This window comes from Methanocaldococcus jannaschii DSM 2661, from assembly GCF_000091665.1.
Taxonomy (GTDB): Archaea; AGJL01; Methanococci; order Methanococcales; family Methanocaldococcaceae; genus Methanocaldococcus; species Methanocaldococcus jannaschii.
Map to the genome: position 1 here is coordinate 1,635,777 of NC_000909.1, position 22,767 is coordinate 1,658,543.

The window sequence follows — 22,767 nt, forward strand, 5'->3', positions numbered from 1 at the left end:
ATGGTGAATTAGCTATGACTACAAAGCTATATGTTGATTTTGGAGGATATTCTGCTATAGAAAAAGGAAATTTAATCATTCCAAGGGATAATATTTTAAATAAAGAGGACTTTGACAGTATTGAGATTGGAGAAGTTGTTGATATCTACTCAAAGAGAGGAAAATTTTTAGGGAGAGGTTTTAAAAATCCAAAAGAAGTAAGAATAATGACTTTGAGAAAAGAAGATTTGGATGAAAACTACATAAGAGAGAAGATAATTAAAGCAAATGAATATAGACTAAAATTAGGATTTAAAGATACTTATAGAATGGTTTATACTCAGTCAGATTGGTTAAATGGCTTAGTTATTGATAAATACAATGACATAGCTACAGTTCAGATATTTAACTATGGTATTGAGAAGATGAAGGATGTTGTTGTTGAAACTCTTTTAGATTTAGGCATTGACAGCATATATGAAAAAAGTTCTGGAAGGAATAGAAAGAGAGCTGGATTACCAGAAGTAGAAGGAATATTGGCTGGAGAGAAAACAGAAACTATCATTCAAGAGGGAGAGGCAAAATTTAAAGTTACATTTGATGGGCAGAAAACTGGCTTTTTCTTAGACCAGAGAGAAAATAGGTTAGAGCTTGAGAAGTTTATAAAAGAGGGAGATAGGGTTTTGGATATATGTTGTTACACTGGTGGATTTTCAGTTCATGCAGCGATAAGAGGAGCTGAGGTTGTAGGAGTGGATTTATCAAAAAAGGCATTAAAATTGGCAGAAGAAAACATGGAGTTAAACAATATTCCAAAAGATAGATATGAATTTATTGAGGGGAATGCCTTTAAAGTTATGGAGGAGTTTATAGAGGATGGGGAGAAGTTTGATGTTGTTATATTAGACCCTCCAGCTTTTGCTCAATCAAAGAAAGCTTTAAAATCTGCTATAAAAGGATATCACATGCTAAATAGATTTGGAGCTAAATTAGCTGATAGGTTGTTGGTTACATGCTCTTGCTCTCAACCCTTAGAACCAGACGCTTTTAAAGCTTTGGTTATAGACGCTTGCTTAAAGGCAAAAAAATGGGCTAAGATTATAAAGTATGGTTCTCAAAGCCCAGACCATCCAATAACTTCTAAAGGGACTGAGTATCTAAAATGCTTATTTTTAAGTGTAGAAGAAATTTAAATTACTAACTAAAGGTTTCAGGTGAAAAAATGAGATATGTAGCTTACCATAGGGCTCCGCCTTATTGGGATACCCGACGCCCATCAAGTTGGGGCTTTCAGCCCCAATTAATGTCCCACTTATATATAAAACAGGTGAAAAAATGAGATATGTTGCTTATAAAATCTATCCAGAAGAGTTTTTAAATAATGAGGTTGTTGATAACGCCCTAATTATTGAGGGAAGAAAAGTTAGGAGAGTTAGAATTTTAGGAAAAGTTGAGAATATAAACGTTGGAAACATCATATCCTTTTACGTGGATGGAGTTAATGTCAGATACTTTGAAGAAAAGCCAGTGTATATTGAAGAGGGAGACATAGTTGATGTCATTGGCAGACCAAGAACTTATGATGGAGAGAAATATATCATGGCTGAGATTATTAGAAAGAGAGATGAAAGATGGATAAAACTTAGAGATTTAGAAATTAAAAAGACAAGGAAATATTTATTAGAGAGGGCTGAACTTTATGAAGAGGAGAATGAGGAGATGAGTTTAGAGGAGGAAGTATATACTGAAATTTTAAATTCTGATGTCATAAAAGATAAGATTTTGGCTATTATTGAAAATGTTGGTGAAATTACTTATGAAGAACTTGCTGAAAAAATTAACATCCCAGAAGAGGATTTAGAAAAATATTTATCTGAGTTGAAAGAATCAGGAGACATATTCGAACCAAGACCTGGTGTTTATAAGGTATTATAACCTTTGGAGGTGGAAGATTGTTATTAGAAGAAACATTAAAATCATGCCCAATTGTTAAAAGAGGGGAGTATCATTACTTTATTCATCCAATAAGTGACGGAGTTCCAGTTGTTGAGCCAAAGTTATTGAGAGAGGTAGCAACAAGAATAATAAAGATAGGAGACTTTGAAGGAGCTACCAAATTAGTTACAGCTGAAGCAATGGGTATTCCTTTGGTAACTACCCTCTCTTTATACACAGATATACCTTACGTGATTATGAGGAAAAGAGAATATAAATTACCAGGAGAGATTCCTGTCTTTCAATCTACTGGATATAGCAAAGGGCAACTCTATCTAAACGGAATAGAGAAGGGAGATAAAGTTGTTATTATAGATGATGTCATCTCAACTGGGGGAACAATGATTGCAATAATAGATGCTTTAAAAAGGGCTGGAGCAGAGATAAAAGACATTATTTGCGTTATTGAAAGAGGAGAAGGGAAAAAGATAGTTGAAGAAAAAACCGGATATAAGATAAAAACCTTGGTTAAAATTGATGTTGTAGATGGAAAGGTTGTTATTTTATAATTAAGGATGGGGAATATGAAAAAGTCCTTAAAATCTCTATTAAAATCATTTTTTGAAAAACTGATAAAGAAAGCTTTTGAAGTAAAATCAATCTGTGAGAAAAATCCTAATCTATATAACAATGGACTTTTATTTGTGTATTATTTTAGACACTTTTAGAGATGAGGCTATAAGCTTTGGTTTTGATATTGAAGAACTATCTCTTAATATTGATTTTGAGGAGGAATTAATGGAGCTGTTAAAAAAGAGATTTTAAAGTTCCCAAAAACAGAGGTTGATAATGAATCATTAACTTATTATTTAAGAGATTGTTTTATAATTTTAGAGGACTATGTTGATGATTATTTAGATGAGGGTGATGAATTCAGTAGGGGAGTTTTAGATGCATTTAGGGAGATGATTATTTCATTTGAGAAATTAGGAGAAAAATATAAAATAATTGATTTAAATTTAAATTCAATAAAGCAAAAGATTGGTGATAGCTTGAATATAAAAGAGATTAAGCCAACAAAAATCATCTGTGTAGGTTTAAACTACATAGACCACGCAAAAGAGCTTAATATGGAAATTCCAGAGTATCCAATAATATTCTTAAAGCCAACTTCAGCAATTATCTATAACGAAGATTACATAATAAGACCAAGAATATCTAAGAGAGTTGATTATGAGGTTGAATTAGCCATAGTTATTGGAAAAAAATGCAAAAATATCAAAAAAGATGAGGCAAATGACTATATAATGGGATATACAATTTTAAATGATGTAACAGCGAGAGATTTACAGCAGAAGGATGGACAATGGACAAGAGCTAAATCATTTGATACATTCTGCCCAATAGGACCGAGAATAGTTAAAGACATAGACCCAATGAACTTAAATATTGAGTGTAGGGTTAATGGAGAAATAAAGCAGAAATCAAACACAAAAAATATGATTTTCGATGTTTATGAATTGGTTGAGTTTGTCGCTTCAATAATGACACTCTATCCTGGAGATATCATTTCCACTGGTACTCCTCCAGGTGTTGGAGAGTTAAAGGCTGGAGATGTTGTGGAGTGTGAGATTGAAGGTATTGGGATTTTAAGAAACTATGTTAAAGATGAAGAATAGGTATTAAATTCTATTTGTTTATTAATTTACTTTAAAACAATTTTATGGTGATTTAATTGTTCTCTATCTCACATCCCGGAGACTTTGAATCTTTAAAAATCATTGTAAATGAGATTAACAAACTTAGAAAGATAAATAAAAAGCTTAAAAAGGAGAGTTTTGAAGTCTATGTAGGCTTTCCAGAGTTTGTAGGAACTGGAAGAGCAACCCTCTATAAACCAAATTTTGAAGACTTGGCTAAACAAGTTAATTATGCCAAAAAACATAACGTTAGGTTTGAGGTTGTTATAAACGCATCTTGCATTGGTGGAATGCACTTAACACCAAAAGGCATTAGCTATATAAACTGGATATTCAGCCAACTAAAAAACATTGGTGTTGATAGTGTTGCCCTATCAGACCCTTATTTGGTAGATTTAGCTAAAAATAATGGATTAGAGGTTAATGTCTCATGCATAGCCTTAGTGGATAGCTTAGATAAAGCCCTGTTTTGGGATGAGAAGGAAGTTTATGCTATAACCTTAGATAGTTCAATAAATAGACACTTTGATATAATCCAAGAGATTAGGGAGAATGTTAGCTGTAAGCTAAAGATTTTAGTTAATGAAGCTTGTCTATACAAATGTCCCATGAGAATACAGCATTTTAATTTCTTCTCACATGCAAACGCCCAGAATATCCCAGCGTTGGATGATTACTATTACAACAAATGCATAAACCTAAGAATTAAAAAGAAAGAGCTAATAATAAAAAGCCCCTTCATAAGACCAGAGGATTTGAAATATTATAAAGGTTTAGTTGATATATTTAAGATATCTGGAAGGAGCCATCCAATTGGCTGGATAAAGAGAGTTATAAATGCTTATCTAAATGAAAGGTGGGATGGTAATTTGATGGAGTTGTTGGACTGCCCAAGAGAGTTGGAGCATTTCTATTATTTGGACAATAGGGCATTAGATGGAGCTATTGAGTATTGGAAATCATGCAATAAATTATGTAGCAAATGCAACTTTTGTAAGGAATTGGCAGAGAAGGCTTTAAAGGTGAAATATTGAAAGATAAGATTTTGAAGGATAGGGAAGAGATTGAAAAGTTTTTTATAAAGCTATTGGGTAGAGAGATTTTTATTTCAGAAATGGATATCTTTGCCTCAAGGTGTGGTTGTGTTGGAATTATGATAACTGTTAGGGGGCTTTTTGTTGATGACGTTGAGATATTTAAAGAGAAGATTTTAAATAAGTTGGAGGAGTTGGCTAAAAGTTATGATATAAATGCTGATTGGATATTTGTTAGAGTTCTGCCTGGAAGTGATGACATCATCAATATTGGAGTTAGAGAGTTTTGTAATATTTGCAGAGAGGAATATAGATTTAAGAAGCCAAGGCCAGATTTAATTAGCTTAAAGTTTTAAGTTGGTTGATAGTATGGAATTCTTTGACAGAGAGAAAGAAATCAATTATTTAGTTAAAGTTCTATCTTTTGAGCCTAATTTGATTTATTTTATTTATGGCCCTATAAACAGTGGTAAAACTACATTAATAAAGCATATTATAGAGAATAAGCTTGATAGGGATAAGTATGTTGTTTTTTACATAAACCTTAGAGAGCATTTTATTTCTAAGTATGAGGATTTTATTGAAGTTTTGTTTAATACCTATGAGGAGACATTTATTGAAAAGCTTAAAAAATATCTTTTAAGTTTTATTAATGATTTACCAAAGAATATTGATGTTAAATCAACGATATTAACTGGAATTCCAGTCCCTAAAAATACCTTAAATGAATTTTTATCAACAAAAAATTCTGAAAATGTTTTTGAATATTTAACTAAAATTTTTGAAGATATTAAGAAGAAAGGCAAACAACCAATTCTAATTATAGATGAACTACAAAAAATAGGGGACTTAAAAATAAATGGCTTTTTAATTTATGAGTTGTTTAACTTCTTTATAGATTTAACTAAGGAGAAACATCTATGCCACGTCCTCTGCCTAAGTTCAGATAGTTTATTTATAGAGAGGGTTTATAACGAAGGAACATTAAAAGATAGGTGTAAATACTACTTAGTTGATGACTTTGACTATAAAACAACAAAGGCTTTTTTAAAGAAGCATAACTTTAATGATGAAGAGATAGATATTGTTTGGCACTACTTTGGAGGCAAACCAATAAAGTTGGTTGAGGCAATTCAAGAAAAACTATTAGGAGAGGATGTTAAAGAATTCTGCAAAAAATCTCTTAGAGTTAGAAAGAGGCAGTTAAAGGATTTGCTATATTCCTTGGAGGATGATAATAAAGAGCTATTTGAGAGAGTTATTAAGCTATTTGAAAACTTTAAAAATAGGGATGAGATATTTTATGAAAAGATAAGTGAAGAGATTGTTTGGACTGTTAAGAAAAACATCCTATTTGTGAATATTGAGGAAGGCATCTTAAAGCCTCAAAGTAAATTAGATTTATTAGCAATTAGAGAGATATTAGATGAAATTAAAACATAAAAGGGATGATAAAATGAGATTTGATATAAAAAAGGTTTTAGAGTTAGCAGAGAAGGATTTTGAGACGGCATGGAGAGAGACAAGGGCATTAATAAAGGATAAACATATTGACAATAAATATCCAAGATTAAAGCCTGTCTATGGAAAGCCACATCCAGTGATGGAGACGATAGAGAGATTAAGACAAGCTTATCTAAGAATGGGATTTGAAGAGATGATTAATCCAGTTATCGTTGATGAGATGGAGATTTATAAGCAATTTGGACCAGAAGCAATGGCAGTTTTAGATAGATGTTTTTACTTGGCTGGATTACCAAGGCCAGATGTTGGTTTAGGAAATGAGAAGGTTGAGATTATAAAAAATTTGGGCATAGATATAGATGAGGAGAAAAAAGAGAGGTTGAGAGAAGTTTTACATTTATACAAAAAAGGAGCTATAGATGGGGATGATTTAGTCTTTGAGATTGCCAAAGCTTTAAATGTGAGTAATGAAATGGGATTGAAGGTTTTAGAAACTGCATTTCCTGAATTTAAAGATTTGAAGCCAGAATCAACAACTCTAACTTTAAGAAGCCACATGACATCTGGGTGGTTTATAACTCTAAGCAGTTTAATAAAGAAGAGAAAACTGCCTTTAAAGTTATTCTCTATAGATAGATGTTTTAGAAGGGAGCAAAGAGAGGATAGAAGCCATTTAATGAGTTATCACTCTGCATCTTGTGTAGTTGTTGGTGAAGATGTTAGTGTAGATGATGGAAAGGTAGTTGCTGAAGGATTGTTGGCTCAATTTGGATTTACAAAATTTAAGTTTAAGCCAGATGAGAAAAAGAGTAAGTATTATACACCAGAAACTCAAACAGAGGTTTATGCCTATCATCCAAAGTTGGGAGAGTGGATTGAAGTAGCAACCTTTGGAGTTTATTCACCAATTGCATTAGCTAAATATAACATAGATGTGCCAGTTATGAACCTTGGCTTAGGAGTTGAGAGGTTGGCAATGATTATTTACGGCTATGAGGATGTTAGGGCAATGGTTTATCCTCAATTTTATGAATACAGGTTGAGTGATAGAGATATAGCTGGGATGATAAGAGTTGATAAAGTTCCTATATTGGATGAATTCTACAACTTTGCAAATGAGCTTATTGATATATGCATAGCAAATAAAGATAAGGAAAGCCCATGTTCAGTTGAAGTTAAAAGGGAATTCAATTTCAATGGGGAGAGAAGAGTAATTAAAGTAGAAATATTTGAGAATGAACCAAATAAAAAGCTTTTAGGTCCTTCTGTGTTAAATGAGGTTTATGTCTATGATGGAAATATATATGGCATTCCGCCAACGTTTGAAGGGGTTAAAGAACAGTATATCCCAATTTTAAAGAAAGCTAAGGAAGAAGGAGTTTCTACAAACATTAGATACATAGATGGGATTATCTATAAATTAGTAGCTAAGATTGAAGAGGCTTTAGTTTCAAATGTGGATGAATTTAAGTTCAGAGTCCCAATAGTTAGAAGTTTGAGTGACATAAACCTAAAAATTGATGAATTGGCTTTAAAACAGATAATGGGGGAGAATAAGGTTATAGATGTTAGGGGACCAGTTTTCTTAAATGCAAAGGTTGAGATAAAATAGAAATAATCTTTTAATCTTTTATTTTTTAACACAGTTTTCAACAAAATACTTATAAACCTTATATCCATCTTCAGATAGCTCTGGATGGAATGATAGAGCCATATATTTTCCTTGCTTAACACCAACAATTTTATCTCCATCTCTTGCTATAACCTCAACATCATCACTTAAAATCTTATCAACCACTGGGGCTCTTATAAATACTCCATAAACCTTTCCTAAATCTTTAAATTCAATTTCTTTTTCAAAGCTATCTACCTGCCTTCCATAGGCGTTTCTTTTAACTGTAATGTCCATCAATTCCAGTAGAATTTGATTAATTCCAGTCCCTTTTGATAACAAAACCATTCCAGCACAAGTTCCCAATATTGGCAAATTAGAATTTTTTATTTTTTCTAATAATCCATACTTTTTCATTAATTTGCCTATAGCTGTGCTCTCCCCTCCTGGAATTATTAAGGCATCAATTCCTTCTAAATCCTCTACTCTTTTAACTTTCTTTGCCTCATAACCAGCTTTTTTAATAGCTTCCTCATGCTCTTCAACATCTCCCTGAATTGCTAAGACACCAATAATCATATTATCCCTCTTTGAAATTTAGCCGATAGATATTGTTTAAAATTATTTTAATTTTTGCATTTCAATTCTTCCTTCATAAACCTTGCGTTACTTCTTCTTATAAACTCTTCACAAACTTCTTCTGGATTCCCTTCCATAACTAATCTGTTCTCATCTAAGAGTATAGCCCTATCACTAATCTCCTTAATAAACTCTACACAGTGTGAAACTAAAACTATTGTAGTTCCAAATCTCTCATTGATTATCTTTAGGTAGTTGGCAACATCTCTTAAAGTTATTGGGTCTAAGTCTCCAAACGGCTCATCCAAGAACAAGATTTTTGGTTTTGTTATCAGCTGTAAAGCCATAGCTACTCTAACTTTCTGCCCTCCACTTAGTTCGATAACTTTTTTCTTTAAAATATCTTTTCCTAAATCTAAAGCCTCTAAGATTTCTTCTGGTTCAAAGCTCTCAACTACTGGTGGGAAGAGTTTATAGATTATATCCTCTGTCAATCCCATCTTTTGAAGCTTTGAAATTCTCTCAGATTCTGGGACGTCTATTAATTGGTAGAGTGCATCAACAATCTTTGGAGATAATCCAAGTTCTTCAGCCTTTGCCTTTGCATGGGCAATAGCTTTCTCTCCTTTAAGTCCTAATCTATACTTTAATAGATTTTCAACTGTTTGGTAATATGGGAGGGAGAACTCTTGATGCATAATTCCAATTCTCTTTCTAAGCTCTATTCTCTCCCATCCATAGTTAGTTATATCAATACCATCAACTATAATTTTTCCTTCATCTGGTAACTCTAAACCAGCCATTAATCTCATAATTACAGTTTTCCCAACACCACTTGGCCCAATAATTGATAGAATTTCTCCCTCTTTAACATCGAATGAGACGTTTCTTAAGTTTAATGTTTCTCCCCCATGCACAACGTAATATCTTTTAGAAACATTTCTAACTTGTATTATTGCGTTATCTTTTATATTAGGTGTTCTTTTGTATGGGGGTTTCATCTTCTTTAAGAATTCATTTAAAACTTCTTCAACATCTCCATCCATTTTTACTTTTCCATTTTCTAATAGAATTAACCTATCGCAAAGGTATCTGTGGATTTCTGGTAAATGGGAGGTTATTATAACTGTTATTCCTAACTTGTCTCTGATGTTTTTAATCACATCCAATAACTTTTGTTTTGATGCTGGGCATGCCATTGTTGCTGGTTCATCTAATAATAAGACTCCCTCTCCTTTTTCATAGATTTTAGCTATCTGTCTTCCTAAGATTAGCCTTTGTTTTTCTCCTCCACTCAGTATATTTGCAAAGGCATCTTTTTTATGTTCTAAACCAACTAATTTTAAAATTTCTATAGCTGTTTTTTCATACTCCTCCCATTCTTCTTCCAGTGGAAGTTGTTCATCAGCATTGTTTCTTATTGCATAAAGCTTTCTAATTATGTTGTTTATAACTGGCTCTGCCCATAGTGCGAAGTTTCTTTGCAAGTGTATAGCTGTAATCTCTTTAAAGTTGTCTTTTCTACCTAAAATCTCAACCTCTCCCTCATCATAATCTAAACTTCCTCTTAAAATTCTTATTAATGTTGATTTCCCAGCTCCACTTTTTCCAACAATTCCTAAGATTTCTCCTTTCTTAGCTTCAAATGAAACCTTATCTAACGCTTTAAAATCTCCGTATTTTTTTGTTAGATTTTTTACTTTAACTGTAATCATGGTTATCACCCATAACTGTGATGATAATATTTGCAGTAATAATTATTAAATATGTTAATAACTTATAAACTTAGCAAAAAGTTTTAGGTTTTAGGTGGTAACCATCATTGCTGGCATAATTTTATCTGGTGGTAAGGGAGAGAGGATTGGTGGGAAAAAGCCATTCAGAGTTTTTAATGGGAAATATCTAATAAACTATCCATCAGATATTTTAAAAAGTTTAAATATCCCTTTTGTTACAGTCTTTGCAAAAAATTCTATTGATTTAGAGATGGAGAAAGAATATTTAACCAAATATAAATGCTTAATATCCTTTGATTTAATTGAAGGTAAAGGGCCGTTAATGGGTATCTTATGCGGCATGAGAGTTTTAAATGCCAAGTGGTTTGTTGTTCTGCCTTGTGACTGCCCTTATATAAATAAAGAAGCTTTAAAAAAATTAATATCTAATATTAGTATAGCTGAAAAAAACAACAATCTATGTATAATTCCGAAACATGAAAATGGATATATAGAGCCACTCTTTGCTTTATATAAAAGGGATGCGTTATCTATTCTAAATAAAATTATTATGGAGGATAAAAACTTATCGATTAGGTATTTTATCTCATATTTAAATCCTTTATACATAAAAGCTGAAGAATTGGATGAGAGTAAGAGAATTTTCAAAAATATAAATACAATAGAAGAGTTGATGGATAATGAATAAATTAAAGCTAAAAAATGAGAAAGAGGTTAGGATTAAATTTGGGGAATATAAACTTACTGGGTTCTCTTCTGATAATGGAAACAATCTTTACAAACTTTTTAATCTGACTCTATCAAAGATAAGATATAGAAAAGCCATGTTGGAGCATAATTTTCAGCTGCCTAAAATTAAAGAAAGCCATAAACCTAAAGAAATAACTGAAAAAATTAAAGAAAATGATATTTACTTTTTAGAGCTTATAAATGAAATAAAAAAGGATTTTAAAGATTTCTGCTCATTAGATGCTGGGACTCTATTTGAGTTATTTATGTATTACACTCTCATAGAGTTCTTTAAAGAAAATAACATAGATGCAAAGGTTATTAGAAACTTGGATGTTAGCTATAAAGGAAATATTTTTACAGAAATAGATTTATTTGTTGATGTTTTTGGAAAAAACTTTATTTTTGAATGTAAAAACAGACATATAAGCTCAAATGCCATTTTAAAGCTTTATGGTATTATGAAAATACTAAATATTAACTTTGGCGTTTTAGCTTCAACAAAGGGCTTCTATGGAAATTTAAAAAAGGAAGATATCTTTAAAGAATACAACATTTACATACTTGATAAATTGATTGAGAAAGAGAAGAATAAGATTTTTAAAGAGCTAAAAGATATTTTTAATATTTAGTTAGTTAATGCCTGCAATGGGGCTGGGATTCTACCTCCTCTTTTAATAAACTTCTCAGATGAGTATTTATTAACTTCCATAATTGGAGCTTTTCCTAACAAACCACCATAATCAACATACTCTCCTGCCTTTTTGCCCGGAACTGGAATAATCCTTACAGCAGTTGTTTTGTTGTTTATAACTCCAATAGCCATTTCATCAGCTATTATTGCAGAGATTGTTGATGCTGGGGTATCTCCTGGAATGGCAACCATATCTATCCCTACAGAACAAACACAAGTCATTGCCTCTAATTTTTCTAAGGTTAAGGCTCCAGCCTCAACTGCCTCAACCATTCCACTATCTTCACTGACTGGAATAAATGCCCCACTCAATCCACCAACATAGCTTGTAGCCATAGCCCCTCCTTTTTTAACGGCATCGTTTAATAAAGCCAATGCTGCTGTTGAACCATGGGTTCCACACTTTTCCAAACCCATAGCTTCTAAGATGTTGGCAATGCTATCTCCTCTTGCTGGAGTTGGAGCTAATGACAAATCAACAACTCCAAACTTAACTCCCAACTCTTTAGATACTTCTCTACCAATCAATTCCCCAACTCTTGTAATTTTAAAAGCTACCTTTTTAATTTCATTTGCCAAAGTTCCAAAATCAGCGTCTGGCAGTTTTTCAATAACTGCCCTAACAACTCCAGGCCCTGAAACTCCTACGTTTATAACCTTATCTCCTTCCCCAACTCCATGAAATGCCCCAGCCATGAATGGGTTGTCTTCAGGAGCATTGGCAAAAACTACAAGCTTAGCACATCCAATAGCCTTTTCTGTTCTGAATGCTGTCTCTTTAATAATCTCTCCCATTCTCTTTACAGCGTCCATATTAATTCCTGTCTTTGTTGAGGCAACATTTACTGAGGAGCAAACTCTCTCTGTCTTTTCCATCATAAATGGGATAGAGTCAATTAAAGCTCTATCCTCCTTTGTTGCGTCTTTATGAACCAATGCTGAATATCCTCCTAAAAAATCTACTCTAACTTTCTTAGCAGCTTTATCTAATACTTCTCCAACCTCAACACAAGCTTTTATTTGCTCTTCTTTATCTAAATCCTTTATAGCTCCACCGATGACTAATGATATTGGTGTAACTGCTATTCTCTTATTAACTATTGGAATCCCATACTTTTCAGAGATTCTTTCAGCTGTTTCTACTAAATTTTCAGCTGAAGATGTTATTTTGTTGTATATGTTTTCCTTTAATTCGTCTAAATCTTTTGAAACACAGTCTCTCAAACTTAATCCTAACGTTACTGTTCTCAAATCTAAGTTTTCCATTTTAATCATTTTGATTGTTTCTATAATCTCTTCTGGTCTGAACATGGTTATCCCTATAAAAATTAATTTAATCCATAATTAAGAAACAGTTTATTATATAAACTTAGTTATTATTAAGTTTATTAAAAAGTATTAAATTGGAATATATTTATCTTTTTATTAAAAAGAGATTTTATTTGTTTAGTAGAATCTCTTCAATTTTTTCTAAGATATTTATCTCCTCTACTTTTCCATTTTTGTCCTTATATTTAAATATGAACCTTTTGATTCCATTTTTTTCTTCTATGTAGTTCTTATTATATCTAAGCGAAGTTTTTTCACTAAGTTCAATTTTTCCATTTTTATTTTCTACGGAAATATAAATTTCAGTTACACTTTTTTCAAACCCAGCATGTGCTAAGAAATTCCTAATCTTGAATTTGTCAATATTCTCCCTTCTAATTTTATATATTGGAGTCCAATTTCCTAAGATTTCACTAAGTTCTTCTTCTTTATATTTGGTGTTTATTATGTTATAAAGGGATGAAATCTCATTTTTGATATATTGAGAGTTTGGATTTTCTTTGAATAAGGTATTTTTTAATTCATCAATCTCTTCTAAAGATAGCTCGTCTTTTATCAATTGAGGAATTTCGCTAATCTTTGAAGCAAAATATGCTTTAACCAAGCTATTAAATCCTTCTCCGAAATATAAGTATCTTTTTAATATTTTATCTTCTGGATTAATTTTTATATTTGAAATAAATGCTCCAATAAGTTCATTTAAATAAATCTCAATTTTATCTTTCTTTACAAAGAATGTTGAATAAACTAAAGGTAGAGCATAAACAATAGAAGCTATAAATGCATTTATATTTTGTTTCATTATTCTTAATTCTTTTATCTTTGGATTCATGTTAATTTCTTTTTTTATTTTTCCTATTTCTTTTTTATCTACAAATTTGGTTGCGTCTAAAAAATCCAAAGTCATACCTTTAATGTCATAGGACGGTTTTATAATCACATCTTCCACAGTGTGGATGTTTAATATTTCTTTTTCTCTTCCAACATAGGGGTCTGAGTTATAAACAACTAATCTAACCTTATTTTTTATTGCTAAAATTTCTAAGAGGTCTTTAATTACTCTATAGGTTAAGACAGGCATGTAATTTAATCCATGTGTTAAGTCCAAATGAACTTCCAAATCTCCATCCAATCTTTTAGACAATTCATAAAGGGCAAAAGAATAATAATCAGTCAAATTCCCATAAAATTTAAAGTATTTTTCAAAATCTTTGTTATAAAATGTCCCAACTCCAGGACATACAATTACCTCGTAATTATCAATGTTTAAATTTTCTTTTATAAAATTCTCTGTCTTTTCTTTAACTTCTTTTACAATATCTCCATAATTTTCTGATTCTAAATTAGATAAAGTATCTAAAACCAATATATAAACTTTATCTGGGTTTATTTTATCATAAATGGCAGATAAAGAGCTTTTTGATTCTTTTTCAACTCCATTAAATGAGTAGATAACTTTTTTCCAACTTGAAAAATTTCCCCATGGAGCAATTAATATTTTTTGCATTATTCCACCAATGTCATCTTAATCCATCCTAATGGAGCAATAGCAGAGTTATTTTTGACATAAACTGTTTTTGTTGTTGGGAAATCTAAATAACTATTTGCCTTTAACCATGCATTTTTTAAGTTCTTATTTCCACCACTTAGAGCGATAAACAAACTCTTTATTTTTCTAAAGTAAAGATGATTTTCGTCATTTTTCCATAATAAAGGATATACTGTTTTATTTAAAAAGCCCCCTCCAAATCCTAAGTTCAAATAGATTGCATCATCTTTGTTTATATCAGCTAAGAGTTTTTCATAGGATTTTTCAACATAAACAGGATTGTTTTTCTTTAATTCAAATTCAACAACTGTTTTTGAAAAATTGTTACAGAGATTTTTTAATATGTCAAATTTCTTCTCATCATCTTTTGGATTGTAATTTGTTTTTAGTCTTTTATTGATATTTTTAAAAAATTCATCTTCAATTTTTATGTTTATTGAAAATGTTCCTTTTGTCATCCCTTCCATATTTATTGGAACATCAAATTTCTTTTTTCTATAATTCCATCTTTTTGTATGTATGAATTTAAATTCACCTTCTAAATTTAAACTATCTGAGATTTTAAGATATTTAAAGAAATCCTTTGGAATGTCTTTTGATATTGCATTTTTTTCTAATTCTTTTCCTTTATCGTGTAGTTTTATATTTCTATCGTCTAATATCTTTAGCAATTCAGGAAGGTTTTTATCATAATAGTTGAATATATAGGCTGTTCTTATAGCCCCTTTTATTGAACTTCCTGGAATATAATAGGTGTTATTTTGGTTAATAAATTTTTTAACTCTTGTTTTTTTATTGCTAAAAATCTCACTTTCTATCTTCCTAATAACATAATCATAAGGATTTAATCCAACACTTTCTAAAATATCTTTAGCTGTTAGATTTAACCTGTTGTTGTCTATATTTGAAACTATTAATCCACTTATATAATCAACCTTTTCCAAATCATCCAAATCAGAAACTGCTTTTTCCAAATCAATTATATGAGCTAATCCATCTTCTATAAAATAATCTAATTGACTGTATTCCTCCCCACAACCAATGAAAATTGGAGTTATTAATTCACATTTAACTTCCATAGTTATCCCTCTTTGGATTAAATGGGAGTAATATTGGTTTTCCATGGGTATAGACCTTATGATTAAGTTTATTGTTGTTTTCATTATTCTTATTCTGCTCGTCATCATCATTTTGAGGGGATATGTCTTTAACATCCCCTATAAAGTCATTTTTCACAATTGAGCCCTCAGTTAAAGCTAAAATATTCCTTTTTGGCTTTGTTAAACATTCCAATGAGTATATATAGCCACCAATTTCAATTAATTTGTAATATTCAATATTTTTTATATCATCTTTATTAGGAATTCCAACTCCCAAGAGCATTTTATATTCTAGATTGTTGTATTTTGAATTTTCATCCAATATTTCATTAAAATCCTCTGGTAAATCAACTATCTCAACCTTCTCAAAAAATCCTGCTCCAATACTTCTTTTTCCCCCTAAACCTTCATCTTCTATTAATTTTATTGATGCCTCTAATTTTTTGATAAATTCTTTATCTTCATTGTTGTAATCAATTAAGAAATAGAACTCAACATTTTCATTTAGTTTTATAAATTCGATGTTGTAGAGTTGCCCTTTGTCATCTTTTTCTAATGTAATGTCTTTTAACCTATCTATAGCAACTTTTTGCTCTAAATGTTTTGATATTAAGCTAATTTTTGCATGTTTAAGTTTCTCTGCTTTTATACCAAAAATTCTTTTTATTTCTTCAATTTCCTTTTCAGAAATAACAATGCTCTTATTTATTGTCTGATAATCAACAATATGCTTTATTTTATTCTTCCAATCCAACTCATTATCTAATAATTCCTTATATGCCTTTATTGAGAAAAACTGAATTTTTTTAATGTCTTTTGGTTTAATTCCAGGATTTCCCTTTAATTTATAAAATTCTGGATGTTCTGGTTTTGGAATTAGGTAGATGTTCTTTATTTTATACAATAGGGATGATAATCTAATATTCTTTATTTTTTCTATATTTTTCTCTAAATCTTCCCTTCCATATAGCTTAATGTAATTATTCACTATTGCAGAAAACAAACTATTTGAATGAAAAATTTTACTGTTTCTTTCCAAACTTCCTTCCCCAAAATGAAATTTACTGTTTATTTTTGGTTTCAATACAACCATTTTCATCTCTGCCCACCATAAAAAAGTTTAGTTAAAAATTAAAATTAATTAAAACTGTTAGTTAAAATTAATCCCTCCCCAAATTTTATCTAATTCACTTTCTAACTCGTTTAAACTTTCAACTTCATCAGACTCTTTTTTACTGTTTTCATTTCCTTCATAATATTCTTTTGGCTTGCAGATAAGTTTTATATCCCTAAATTTTATCTTTCCATAACCTCTACTTCCTGAACCTCCTAAATAATCATCCTCTAACAACTTCATTCCTTCAATGAATTTTTTGATTAATTCTTTATCACTTTCTTTGTAAATGTTGAATACAACTTCAAATTTGAATTTACTTCCAGCTACAACTCTCTCCATGTTTCTAATTCCTCCTTTTATAGTAGTTCCTTTTAATCTATCTATTGTATTCTCAACTTTAATCTCCAAATAGTCATAATCCTTCTTATTTTCCTCTGGTTGTAAGTATGCATCTCTAACTATAACCCTTACTGGTTCTTTAATATTTTTTGAGTCATGAGGACCAAATATTTTGCAAATTTCACATTCTCCACAATCGTGAGGTAGATAATTTCCCCTACCGTCTTCTTTATATTTTCCATCTTTCCTCTCCAATAATGCCCTAATCTTTCCCTTTAATGAACTACCAGGAATTAGGATTCTTCCAAAAGCATCCCTAATAACTGGGTTGTCAGTTCCGCCAATTTTTAATGTTTCTTTTGTTCCCCCAATGTGCATCCCTGTCTCTAATTCAATAATTCCCTCTAAGATAACTTTACCTTTTAATGTTAAGTTTTCCATAACTTATCCCCCCAACTTATTTTATTTTATTGTGATTTTGCATAGATTTTGTGATAAGCAACCAATGCCTCAAAGAATGTCTTGAAGTTTTTAAATTTATTCAAATCATTATCTATTTTGTCGATAATCTCACTAAATGTCCCAGCTAATTTTTCCAATGCTTCTTTCTTTCTTCTATTTGTCTCTTTTCCGTAATTATAGGCTAATTTTGGTTTTAATAAAACCAGTTCTTTATACCAGTTTTCATTTTTTTCATCAATTCTTAGAACGTAGTCATAAAAGTCTCTCATCTTTGTAGCAGGAATTTGCTCAAACTCTTTGGCTAAATTTTCAGCAATGTCTATAATCTCATTTGCATTCTGGCTGTTAATATTTAGTATTAAATTGATTTCATTAGGATTTAAGATGCATTTTCCAATTTTTGACATTATTTCACCCCTCTTTTTTTCAACTCAACAATCTTAGCAGAAACTTTTAAATCATTAAAGCTGAGTTTGACATTTGAAGAAAACATCTTTTTAACCTTCTCTCTAACATAATCTTCTAAGAATTTAACATACTCCATTTCTTTACCTTTGTAGTTTCTATGTAGGTAGTAAATTACTCTCCAATAGTATGGGAGGTTTATAATTATCTCATCATCTTTCTTAATTACATACTCTAACCTCCCTCCAGTTATTTGAGCTATATGTAGGATTCTTTTCTTATTTGTCTCTTCAATTGCTTTTTCAAATTCTTCTCCAAATCATCCTCATTAAATTTTTTAACTAAACTTTCTAATTCTACCATTTCTTTATTAATTCCTTCTAAATATGACTTTAATTTAGTCCAGCAGTATTCATTATATTCAACTTCTAAATCCCAGTTCATTGGACAATTAAAGACCGTTAAAGCGTTTTTATCTACTTTTTTCTCAGTTTCCTCATCTTCGTATATGATATAGTTTTTACCATTCTCTAATTCTTCTTCAGCCATATTTACAGCCTTTTTAAACTCAAACTTTGGATTAACAAACACTATTCCAGCACTTAGGGTTATATAAGGATTATAGCACACGAATTTTTTAAAGTCCCCTCTAATTCTCTTAGCTAACTCCCAAACAGCATCCCATGCTCCAACAATTAAAGTATCATCTCCTCCAGCATATACTAAGTAAATATTATCCTTAAACTTGTATTTTTTCCCATTAACTTCAAATTCTTCATTTTTAATTAAATGAGGAATATAGCCAGTGAAGAATAAAGTTAGCATAGAACTTAATGTGCTCATTCTTGAGATTGTTGCATCATTTCCCAAACCAGTGGTGAATATTTCTCCTAAATTATCAACGTCCATTTTTAGTATTCCAATTTTTCTTGTTCCAGTTCTTTCAAAAGCTTTTTCAGCTAATCCATCAAAATCTAATATTCTTTTTTCAGTTTCATTTTCAATTATAGGGAATGCAATTGCCCAGATTTTGTATGGAATTATTAATTCTCCAGAGTCGTGAGGGAGTTTGTATTCTTTTAAGAAATAATTTTCATCAGATAAAACTCTAAATTTGCTTTCTAATTTTTCTATTGCCTTAACCGTTAAGAAACTAAATTCTTCTCTTTGAAGTGAGAGATTGTCCTTATTTTTAGTTAAATGAATAATTGGATATGCTTTGTTAAATTTTATTGTTTTTTCCATTTGGAAATTTTTTAATATATCAGTTAAAGCTACGAATGAAGCACAATAGTCACATATTCTCTCGGATTTACTTTCATTTTCACGTATTGCATAACCTTTTTCATTTTTATCAAACTCATTCCTACAAATTACACACCTATTTTCACTCCCCCTATTGTATGGCTCAAATAATCCCTCCAATTTATATTCAAACCTTCTAAGTTTCTTTTCAACTGTCTTTTCAGAAACTTCTTTCCATTTTTTAGCAAATCCCCATGTTTTTTCTTTTGACTCCTTATCTTCAGATTTTTTAAAGTCATTTGGGGTTACACCAACCTCTGCAATTGTAATATATATTTTAGTTCTAAACATATTGAACAGTACTTCATTAATTTCTTTTTCTAACTTATTTATCAAGTTTTCATCAACTTTATAGCTTAAAATGTAGAAATGCCCTCCTCCATAGAATAAAATATTGGTAATTGGAAGATTTAATTCTTTACAAATGTATTTTGCAAAGTATTCAGTTAAAAAGTCCAGATAAAAGCTTCTTCCCTTTAATGACTTTGTGGCATACTTTGTTGTTATTGTGAATACAAAGTCTTGAATTCCAGACAAATCTCCATGAATTAATGAGAATATTTCTTTATTCCAGCCATTATCGTTGTTAAAGAGTTTTTCTAATGTTTTATCATCAATATATTCTTTAGCATATTTGTTTTTCTTCTTGTTTTCTTTAACATACATCTGATAGAGACAGCAGGCAATTGCACAGGTTGTTTTTGAGTGGTCAAATAGTGAAACATCTGGCAAACCACCTTTTAAACTTCCAGCTTTTTTCCACATCGTTACTGAAGGAATACACCACGTATATTTTTGCATTAGTTGATAGAGTTCTTCAAATGAAACATCTCCTTTGAAATCCTTAATTTCATCCTCAAATTTACTAAATAACTCTTTATAATTTTCATTTGGATATGGTTTGTCTGTAAATATAGCATCAGAGACATTTAGTGGTTTTAAAGAGTATTTAAATCCATTTTTATAAAGATTTTCAGTTAATTCTCCAATACACACTGTTTCAAATATTGAAAGTAATTTTTGTTCTTCAGTATTTAAAACCTCAACATTTTCTGGGTCTCCTTTTGGTTCTCTTCTTTCCCCACTACTGAGCCAGTCAGCCAATCTAACAATTCCAATTAAATCATCTTTAATTTTTTGGTTATGGTGTTCTTTAACAATTTCCAATATTTTATCCTTTGTTTTTTCATCTAAATGGTTTAAAAATCCATTCTTAAACTTCTCTTTTAAAAATTCATAACCAAATTTATCATGTCCTTTAGATTTTGGTTTATCACTGGCTCTTTGAATAAACTTTCCAATATCGTGCAATAAAGCCCCAATTTTTAAGGCAGTGTATTCATTACAATTTCCCATCTAAATCCCCCAACTTTACATTTCTAAACCAACACTAATATGGATTATATTTTCTAAATCTACAATGTTTAAATTTTCTAATGGTAATTATTTTTCCGTCCTTATATATATCTTTTGCGATTCGTTTTGTAGTTGAATATATAGGAATTAAGTTTTTATCAATTGCAAAATTTACCATTTTATATGTAGCACCAAAATCCCCTTGAATTAAAACATAATCATTTGGTTTAGCATGTTTTTCTAAGAACTCTTTTATTGGTTTTAAGTAATTATCAATATCATCAACATCAGGCGGAATGTTAGACCACAACTCTTGAAGTTCTTTAGGTAAGTAAATAAATTCATCAACTTTCAGATTTTTCCTTGCATCATTAATTTGGTCATCTGTAAGTTTATGAGAAAATAATAAAAACATTTTAGGCATGATTTCACCTTCTATTATTTTTATAACTTCTATATCTGATTATTATCAAATTTAGAGGAACACTATCTTTTATTTCTGACAAATCACTGTTTAACAGTCTTATTATATTTTTAGATGCTTCAAGTATCTCATTAGACATAGGTTTATCCTTATTTTTGAATATTTTGTGGTAGTTGTTATTTATCTCCTTCAAAATTGGATGCTTTGAACATAGATTTTGATTTAACAAAACCCATTTAATTGCCTCTTTATCTTCCTTATTTTTGATATTATAAGCATTTGAAAGTTTGAAGAGGGCATAATGCATGATTGCATTTTGTAATGCTAAACTATCCAACAATTCCTCATCTTCTGTATTTTTTACAAAATTAAATGCTTCCTCCAATTCACCAGCATCCTCTATGTTTTTGTGGAATATCTCGATGATTTCTCTTAATTTTTCATTATTGCATTTATTATTCTTATTTAAGAGATAACCACTAACAAAATCCCAGTATATTTCATTGCTCTCAAAATTATATGCTTTAATAATCTTTCTAATTATTTGTATATTCAAAATATTTTTTAACAATTTAAGTGTTTTATTATTTTGGTTATTTTTAACATCTAATAGTAAATCCTCGATTATCTTATCAAAATCAGGTAGATTGACATTTTTCAGTAAATTGACAACATCCTCTAAATCATTTTCAGGATTGAAATCATCTCCCTTTTTACTAACATCTGCATGGGCAATTTTGTTTCTTATGTTCCTTAATCTTTTGTAATGCATATCTTTAATAGACCCAAACGCAGAATATTTTTTATTCAAGGATGGATTGTATATTATTCCCTTCATAACCTCCCTATTTTTATAAACAGACGGTAAATTATAAAGCTCACATAATTTCCAAAATATTGAATCAGTTAAACATAAATAGCCAGAGCTGTATTTTTTATTATCAAAGTTCCATTTTGCCATAGATATTTGGAACTCAAAATCTGAATCTTCATATTTTAATTTATCAATAAATTTATGCAACTCAGGAATGAAATATTTTAAAAACCTTCCCGTATCTTTTTTCTCATTTAACAGTGGTTTTAGAGTTTTAACTTCCTCTCTCAACTCTTTTAAATAATTAGCATCAATGTATCTTGAGATTTTCTGTAGTTTTTCGGCTATCTCTTTATCTTCATTTTCTAAAAGTTTTGAGATTAAGTAACTGTTTCCATAAGTGGTGAATTCATACATTCCTCTAATCCACTCTGATATTTCAAATATCGGGCTTAAATCAACAACTGGTGCATGTCCCAATTCACGGATTACATCTAACATTCCATAGTAGATTCCCTTTAACTTTACATTTTTAAAATACCTCATAAACTCCAACATAACATACATAAATAATGGAATAGACCTAAATGAATGAGTTATGTCCAAATAAATCTCATCTCCATCATTTACTTCATTTATTAAACTCATAAATAAATCAAAATTCTCCCAAATCTCATCCTTATCAATTCCATACTTTATAATCTTGCATTTAGAACCTCCAACAGCATTTGGATTAATTTTTTTCAAATATTTATCAATAACCTTCTCTATTTTCTTCAAATCTTCTTCTGAAAGAGCATAGTTATCATATTTTGACATTCCAACTTTCTTCCCAATTTCAATCCAATATTCTTCGTCAAATTCTCCAACTTCCTTGGCATAATATTCATATAATTTTTCCCACATTGATTTTGCAGTTCCAACAACAATAACTTTATCAACCTTCAACTTTTCAATTAAAACTGACAAAACAAATGGGCTTTCAATACCATCGATATCTCCTTCAAATTTATACTCTGCTGTTTTATATTGCCTTTTATAAACATCAGTATTTGTATCTCCAACGCCTAAAGGGGAGATGAGGACTTTCAACATTTCACCTCAA

General features: G+C 30.3%; 23 protein-coding genes. 11 read left to right on the forward strand and 12 right to left on the reverse strand.

Annotated features, from left to right (window positions below; genetic code table 11):
- Positions 1-14 precede the first annotated feature (14 nt).
- The 9 genes from MJ_RS08795 to sepS all read left to right on the forward strand — a co-directional run bounded on the left by MJ_RS08795 (position 15) and on the right by sepS (position 7,724).
- Positions 15-1,172, forward strand: coding sequence for a class I SAM-dependent rRNA methyltransferase (locus MJ_RS08795; RefSeq protein WP_010871177.1), 1,158 nt, complete (start codon positions 15-17; stop codon positions 1,170-1,172).
- Between the two features lie 142 nt (positions 1,173-1,314).
- The gene (locus MJ_RS08800; protein ID WP_064496892.1) at positions 1,315-1,914 is read left to right on the forward strand and encodes a PCI domain-containing protein; all 600 of its coding nucleotides are present in this window, start codon (positions 1,315-1,317) and stop codon (positions 1,912-1,914) included.
- A gap of 17 nt (positions 1,915-1,931) precedes the next feature.
- Positions 1,932-2,483, forward strand: a complete 552-nt coding sequence (gene hpt / locus MJ_RS08805; RefSeq protein ID WP_010871179.1) for a hypoxanthine/guanine phosphoribosyltransferase — start codon at positions 1,932-1,934, stop codon at positions 2,481-2,483.
- A 94-nt stretch (positions 2,484-2,577) separates the two neighbouring features.
- Entirely contained in the window at positions 2,578-2,739 is a 162-nt protein-coding gene (locus MJ_RS09540; RefSeq protein ID WP_162484773.1) for a hypothetical protein, read from the forward strand.
- Between the two features lie 140 nt (positions 2,740-2,879).
- Positions 2,880-3,593, forward strand: coding sequence for a fumarylacetoacetate hydrolase family protein (locus MJ_RS08810; RefSeq protein WP_010871180.1), 714 nt, complete (start codon positions 2,880-2,882; stop codon positions 3,591-3,593).
- Between the two features lie 56 nt (positions 3,594-3,649).
- Positions 3,650-4,648: a peptidase U32 family protein gene (locus MJ_RS08815; protein WP_010871181.1), complete on the forward strand. Its 999-nt coding sequence runs from the start codon at positions 3,650-3,652 to the stop codon at positions 4,646-4,648.
- Positions 4,645-5,004: a DUF5402 family protein gene (locus tag MJ_RS08820; RefSeq protein ID WP_010871182.1), complete on the forward strand. Its 360-nt coding sequence runs from the start codon at positions 4,645-4,647 to the stop codon at positions 5,002-5,004. Before MJ_RS08815 ends, MJ_RS08820 begins: the two co-directional genes overlap by 4 nt.
- A 13-nt stretch (positions 5,005-5,017) precedes the next feature.
- Positions 5,018-6,091 carry an ATP-binding protein gene (locus MJ_RS08825; RefSeq protein ID WP_064496893.1) on the forward strand — a complete coding sequence of 358 codons (1,074 nt, stop codon included), beginning with the start codon at positions 5,018-5,020 and terminating at the stop codon, positions 6,089-6,091.
- Between the two features lie 13 nt (positions 6,092-6,104).
- A complete protein-coding gene (sepS, locus tag MJ_RS08830) occupies positions 6,105-7,724 on the forward strand; it encodes an O-phosphoserine--tRNA ligase (RefSeq protein ID WP_064496988.1) in 1,620 nt (539 codons plus the stop codon).
- An 18-nt stretch (positions 7,725-7,742) separates the two neighbouring features.
- On the opposite strand, the gene pdxT is transcribed toward sepS, so the two are convergent.
- Both pdxT and MJ_RS08840 read right to left on the reverse strand, forming a co-directional pair.
- The gene (gene pdxT / locus MJ_RS08835; RefSeq protein ID WP_010871185.1) at positions 7,743-8,303 is read right to left on the reverse strand and encodes a pyridoxal 5'-phosphate synthase glutaminase subunit PdxT; all 561 of its coding nucleotides are present in this window, start codon (positions 8,301-8,303) and stop codon (positions 7,743-7,745) included.
- 47 nt (positions 8,304-8,350) lie between these two features.
- Positions 8,351-10,018 carry an ABC transporter ATP-binding protein gene (locus MJ_RS08840; RefSeq protein WP_010871186.1) on the reverse strand — a complete coding sequence of 556 codons (1,668 nt, stop codon included), beginning with the start codon at positions 10,016-10,018 and terminating at the stop codon, positions 8,351-8,353.
- A gap of 94 nt (positions 10,019-10,112) precedes the next feature.
- On the opposite strand from MJ_RS08840, the gene MJ_RS08845 reads away from it, so the two are divergent.
- Together MJ_RS08845 and MJ_RS08850 are read left to right on the forward strand one after the other, a co-directional pair.
- Positions 10,113-10,727, forward strand: a complete 615-nt coding sequence (locus tag MJ_RS08845) for a molybdenum cofactor guanylyltransferase (RefSeq protein WP_010871187.1) — start codon at positions 10,113-10,115, stop codon at positions 10,725-10,727.
- A complete protein-coding gene (locus MJ_RS08850) occupies positions 10,720-11,400 on the forward strand; it encodes a hypothetical protein (RefSeq protein ID WP_010871188.1) in 681 nt (226 codons plus the stop codon). The genes MJ_RS08845 and MJ_RS08850 overlap by 8 nt, the downstream gene beginning before the upstream one ends.
- Here MJ_RS08850 and MJ_RS08855 read toward each other — a convergent pair.
- The 10 genes from MJ_RS08855 to csx2 form a co-directional block, all read right to left on the reverse strand.
- Positions 11,397-12,773 (reverse strand): PFL family protein, encoded by a 1,377-nt coding sequence (locus MJ_RS08855; RefSeq protein WP_010871189.1) that lies wholly within the window; start codon positions 12,771-12,773, stop codon positions 11,397-11,399. The genes MJ_RS08850 and MJ_RS08855 overlap by 4 nt on opposite strands.
- 127 nt (positions 12,774-12,900) lie before the next feature.
- Complete coding sequence (csx1, locus tag MJ_RS08860) at positions 12,901-14,298, reverse strand: CRISPR-associated CARF protein Csx1 (protein ID WP_010871190.1); 1,398 nt, start codon at positions 14,296-14,298, stop codon at positions 12,901-12,903.
- Positions 14,298-15,419 carry a type III-A CRISPR-associated RAMP protein Csm5 gene (gene csm5, locus MJ_RS08865; protein ID WP_064496894.1) on the reverse strand — a complete coding sequence of 374 codons (1,122 nt, stop codon included), beginning with the start codon at positions 15,417-15,419 and terminating at the stop codon, positions 14,298-14,300. Before csm5 ends, csx1 begins: the two co-directional genes overlap by 1 nt.
- Positions 15,409-16,539, reverse strand: coding sequence for a type III-A CRISPR-associated RAMP protein Csm4 (csm4, locus tag MJ_RS08870; RefSeq protein ID WP_010871192.1), 1,131 nt, complete (start codon positions 16,537-16,539; stop codon positions 15,409-15,411). The genes csm5 and csm4 overlap by 11 nt, the downstream gene beginning before the upstream one ends.
- A gap of 51 nt (positions 16,540-16,590) precedes the next feature.
- Complete coding sequence (gene csm3 / locus MJ_RS08875; RefSeq protein ID WP_010871193.1) at positions 16,591-17,337, reverse strand: type III-A CRISPR-associated RAMP protein Csm3; 747 nt, start codon at positions 17,335-17,337, stop codon at positions 16,591-16,593.
- Between the two features lie 26 nt (positions 17,338-17,363).
- Entirely contained in the window at positions 17,364-17,765 is a 402-nt protein-coding gene (csm2, locus tag MJ_RS08880; RefSeq protein ID WP_010871194.1) for a type III-A CRISPR-associated protein Csm2, read from the reverse strand.
- Positions 17,765-17,902 carry a hypothetical protein gene (locus MJ_RS09655; protein WP_010871195.1) on the reverse strand — a complete coding sequence of 46 codons (138 nt, stop codon included), beginning with the start codon at positions 17,900-17,902 and terminating at the stop codon, positions 17,765-17,767. Before MJ_RS09655 ends, csm2 begins: the two co-directional genes overlap by 1 nt.
- 119 nt (positions 17,903-18,021) lie before the next feature.
- Positions 18,022-20,424 (reverse strand): type III-A CRISPR-associated protein Cas10/Csm1, encoded by a 2,403-nt coding sequence (cas10, locus tag MJ_RS08885; RefSeq protein WP_010871196.1) that lies wholly within the window; start codon positions 20,422-20,424, stop codon positions 18,022-18,024.
- A 34-nt stretch (positions 20,425-20,458) separates the two neighbouring features.
- A complete protein-coding gene (gene csx20, locus MJ_RS08890) occupies positions 20,459-20,848 on the reverse strand; it encodes a CRISPR-associated protein Csx20 (protein WP_010871197.1) in 390 nt (129 codons plus the stop codon).
- A gap of 4 nt (positions 20,849-20,852) precedes the next feature.
- A complete protein-coding gene (gene csx2 / locus MJ_RS08895) occupies positions 20,853-22,757 on the reverse strand; it encodes a TIGR02221 family CRISPR-associated protein (RefSeq protein WP_010871198.1) in 1,905 nt (634 codons plus the stop codon).
- Positions 22,758-22,767 lie beyond the last annotated feature (10 nt).

Excerpts from the sequence above, each read along its gene's own strand:
- MJ_RS08795 (WP_010871177.1), top strand. The coding sequence starts at position 15 with ATGACTACAAAGCTATATGTTGATTTTGGAGGATATTCTGCTATAGAA.
- MJ_RS08800 (WP_064496892.1), top strand. The coding sequence starts at position 1,315 with ATGAGATATGTTGCTTATAAAATCTATCCAGAAGAGTTTTTAAATAAT.
- MJ_RS08810 (WP_010871180.1), top strand. The coding sequence starts at position 2,880 with ATGATTATTTCATTTGAGAAATTAGGAGAAAAATATAAAATAATTGAT.
- MJ_RS08825 (WP_064496893.1), top strand. The coding sequence starts at position 5,018 with ATGGAATTCTTTGACAGAGAGAAAGAAATCAATTATTTAGTTAAAGTT.
- sepS (WP_064496988.1), top strand. The coding sequence starts at position 6,105 with ATGAGATTTGATATAAAAAAGGTTTTAGAGTTAGCAGAGAAGGATTTT.
- pdxT (WP_010871185.1), bottom strand. The coding sequence starts at position 8,303 with ATGATTATTGGTGTCTTAGCAATTCAGGGAGATGTTGAAGAGCATGAG.
- MJ_RS08840 (WP_010871186.1), bottom strand. The coding sequence starts at position 10,018 with ATGATTACAGTTAAAGTAAAAAATCTAACAAAAAAATACGGAGATTTT.
- MJ_RS08850 (WP_010871188.1), top strand. The coding sequence starts at position 10,720 with ATGAATAAATTAAAGCTAAAAAATGAGAAAGAGGTTAGGATTAAATTT.
- MJ_RS08855 (WP_010871189.1), bottom strand. The coding sequence starts at position 12,773 with ATGTTCAGACCAGAAGAGATTATAGAAACAATCAAAATGATTAAAATG.
- csx1 (WP_010871190.1), bottom strand. The coding sequence starts at position 14,298 with ATGCAAAAAATATTAATTGCTCCATGGGGAAATTTTTCAAGTTGGAAA.
- csm5 (WP_064496894.1), bottom strand. The coding sequence starts at position 15,419 with ATGGAAGTTAAATGTGAATTAATAACTCCAATTTTCATTGGTTGTGGG.
- csm4 (WP_010871192.1), bottom strand. The coding sequence starts at position 16,539 with ATGAAAATGGTTGTATTGAAACCAAAAATAAACAGTAAATTTCATTTT.
- csm3 (WP_010871193.1), bottom strand. The coding sequence starts at position 17,337 with ATGGAAAACTTAACATTAAAAGGTAAAGTTATCTTAGAGGGAATTATT.
- csm2 (WP_010871194.1), bottom strand. The coding sequence starts at position 17,765 with ATGTCAAAAATTGGAAAATGCATCTTAAATCCTAATGAAATCAATTTA.
- MJ_RS09655 (WP_010871195.1), bottom strand. The coding sequence starts at position 17,902 with ATGGAGTATGTTAAATTCTTAGAAGATTATGTTAGAGAGAAGGTTAAA.
- cas10 (WP_010871196.1), bottom strand. The coding sequence starts at position 20,424 with ATGGGAAATTGTAATGAATACACTGCCTTAAAAATTGGGGCTTTATTG.
- csx20 (WP_010871197.1), bottom strand. The coding sequence starts at position 20,848 with ATGCCTAAAATGTTTTTATTATTTTCTCATAAACTTACAGATGACCAA.
- csx2 (WP_010871198.1), bottom strand. The coding sequence starts at position 22,757 with ATGTTGAAAGTCCTCATCTCCCCTTTAGGCGTTGGAGATACAAATACT.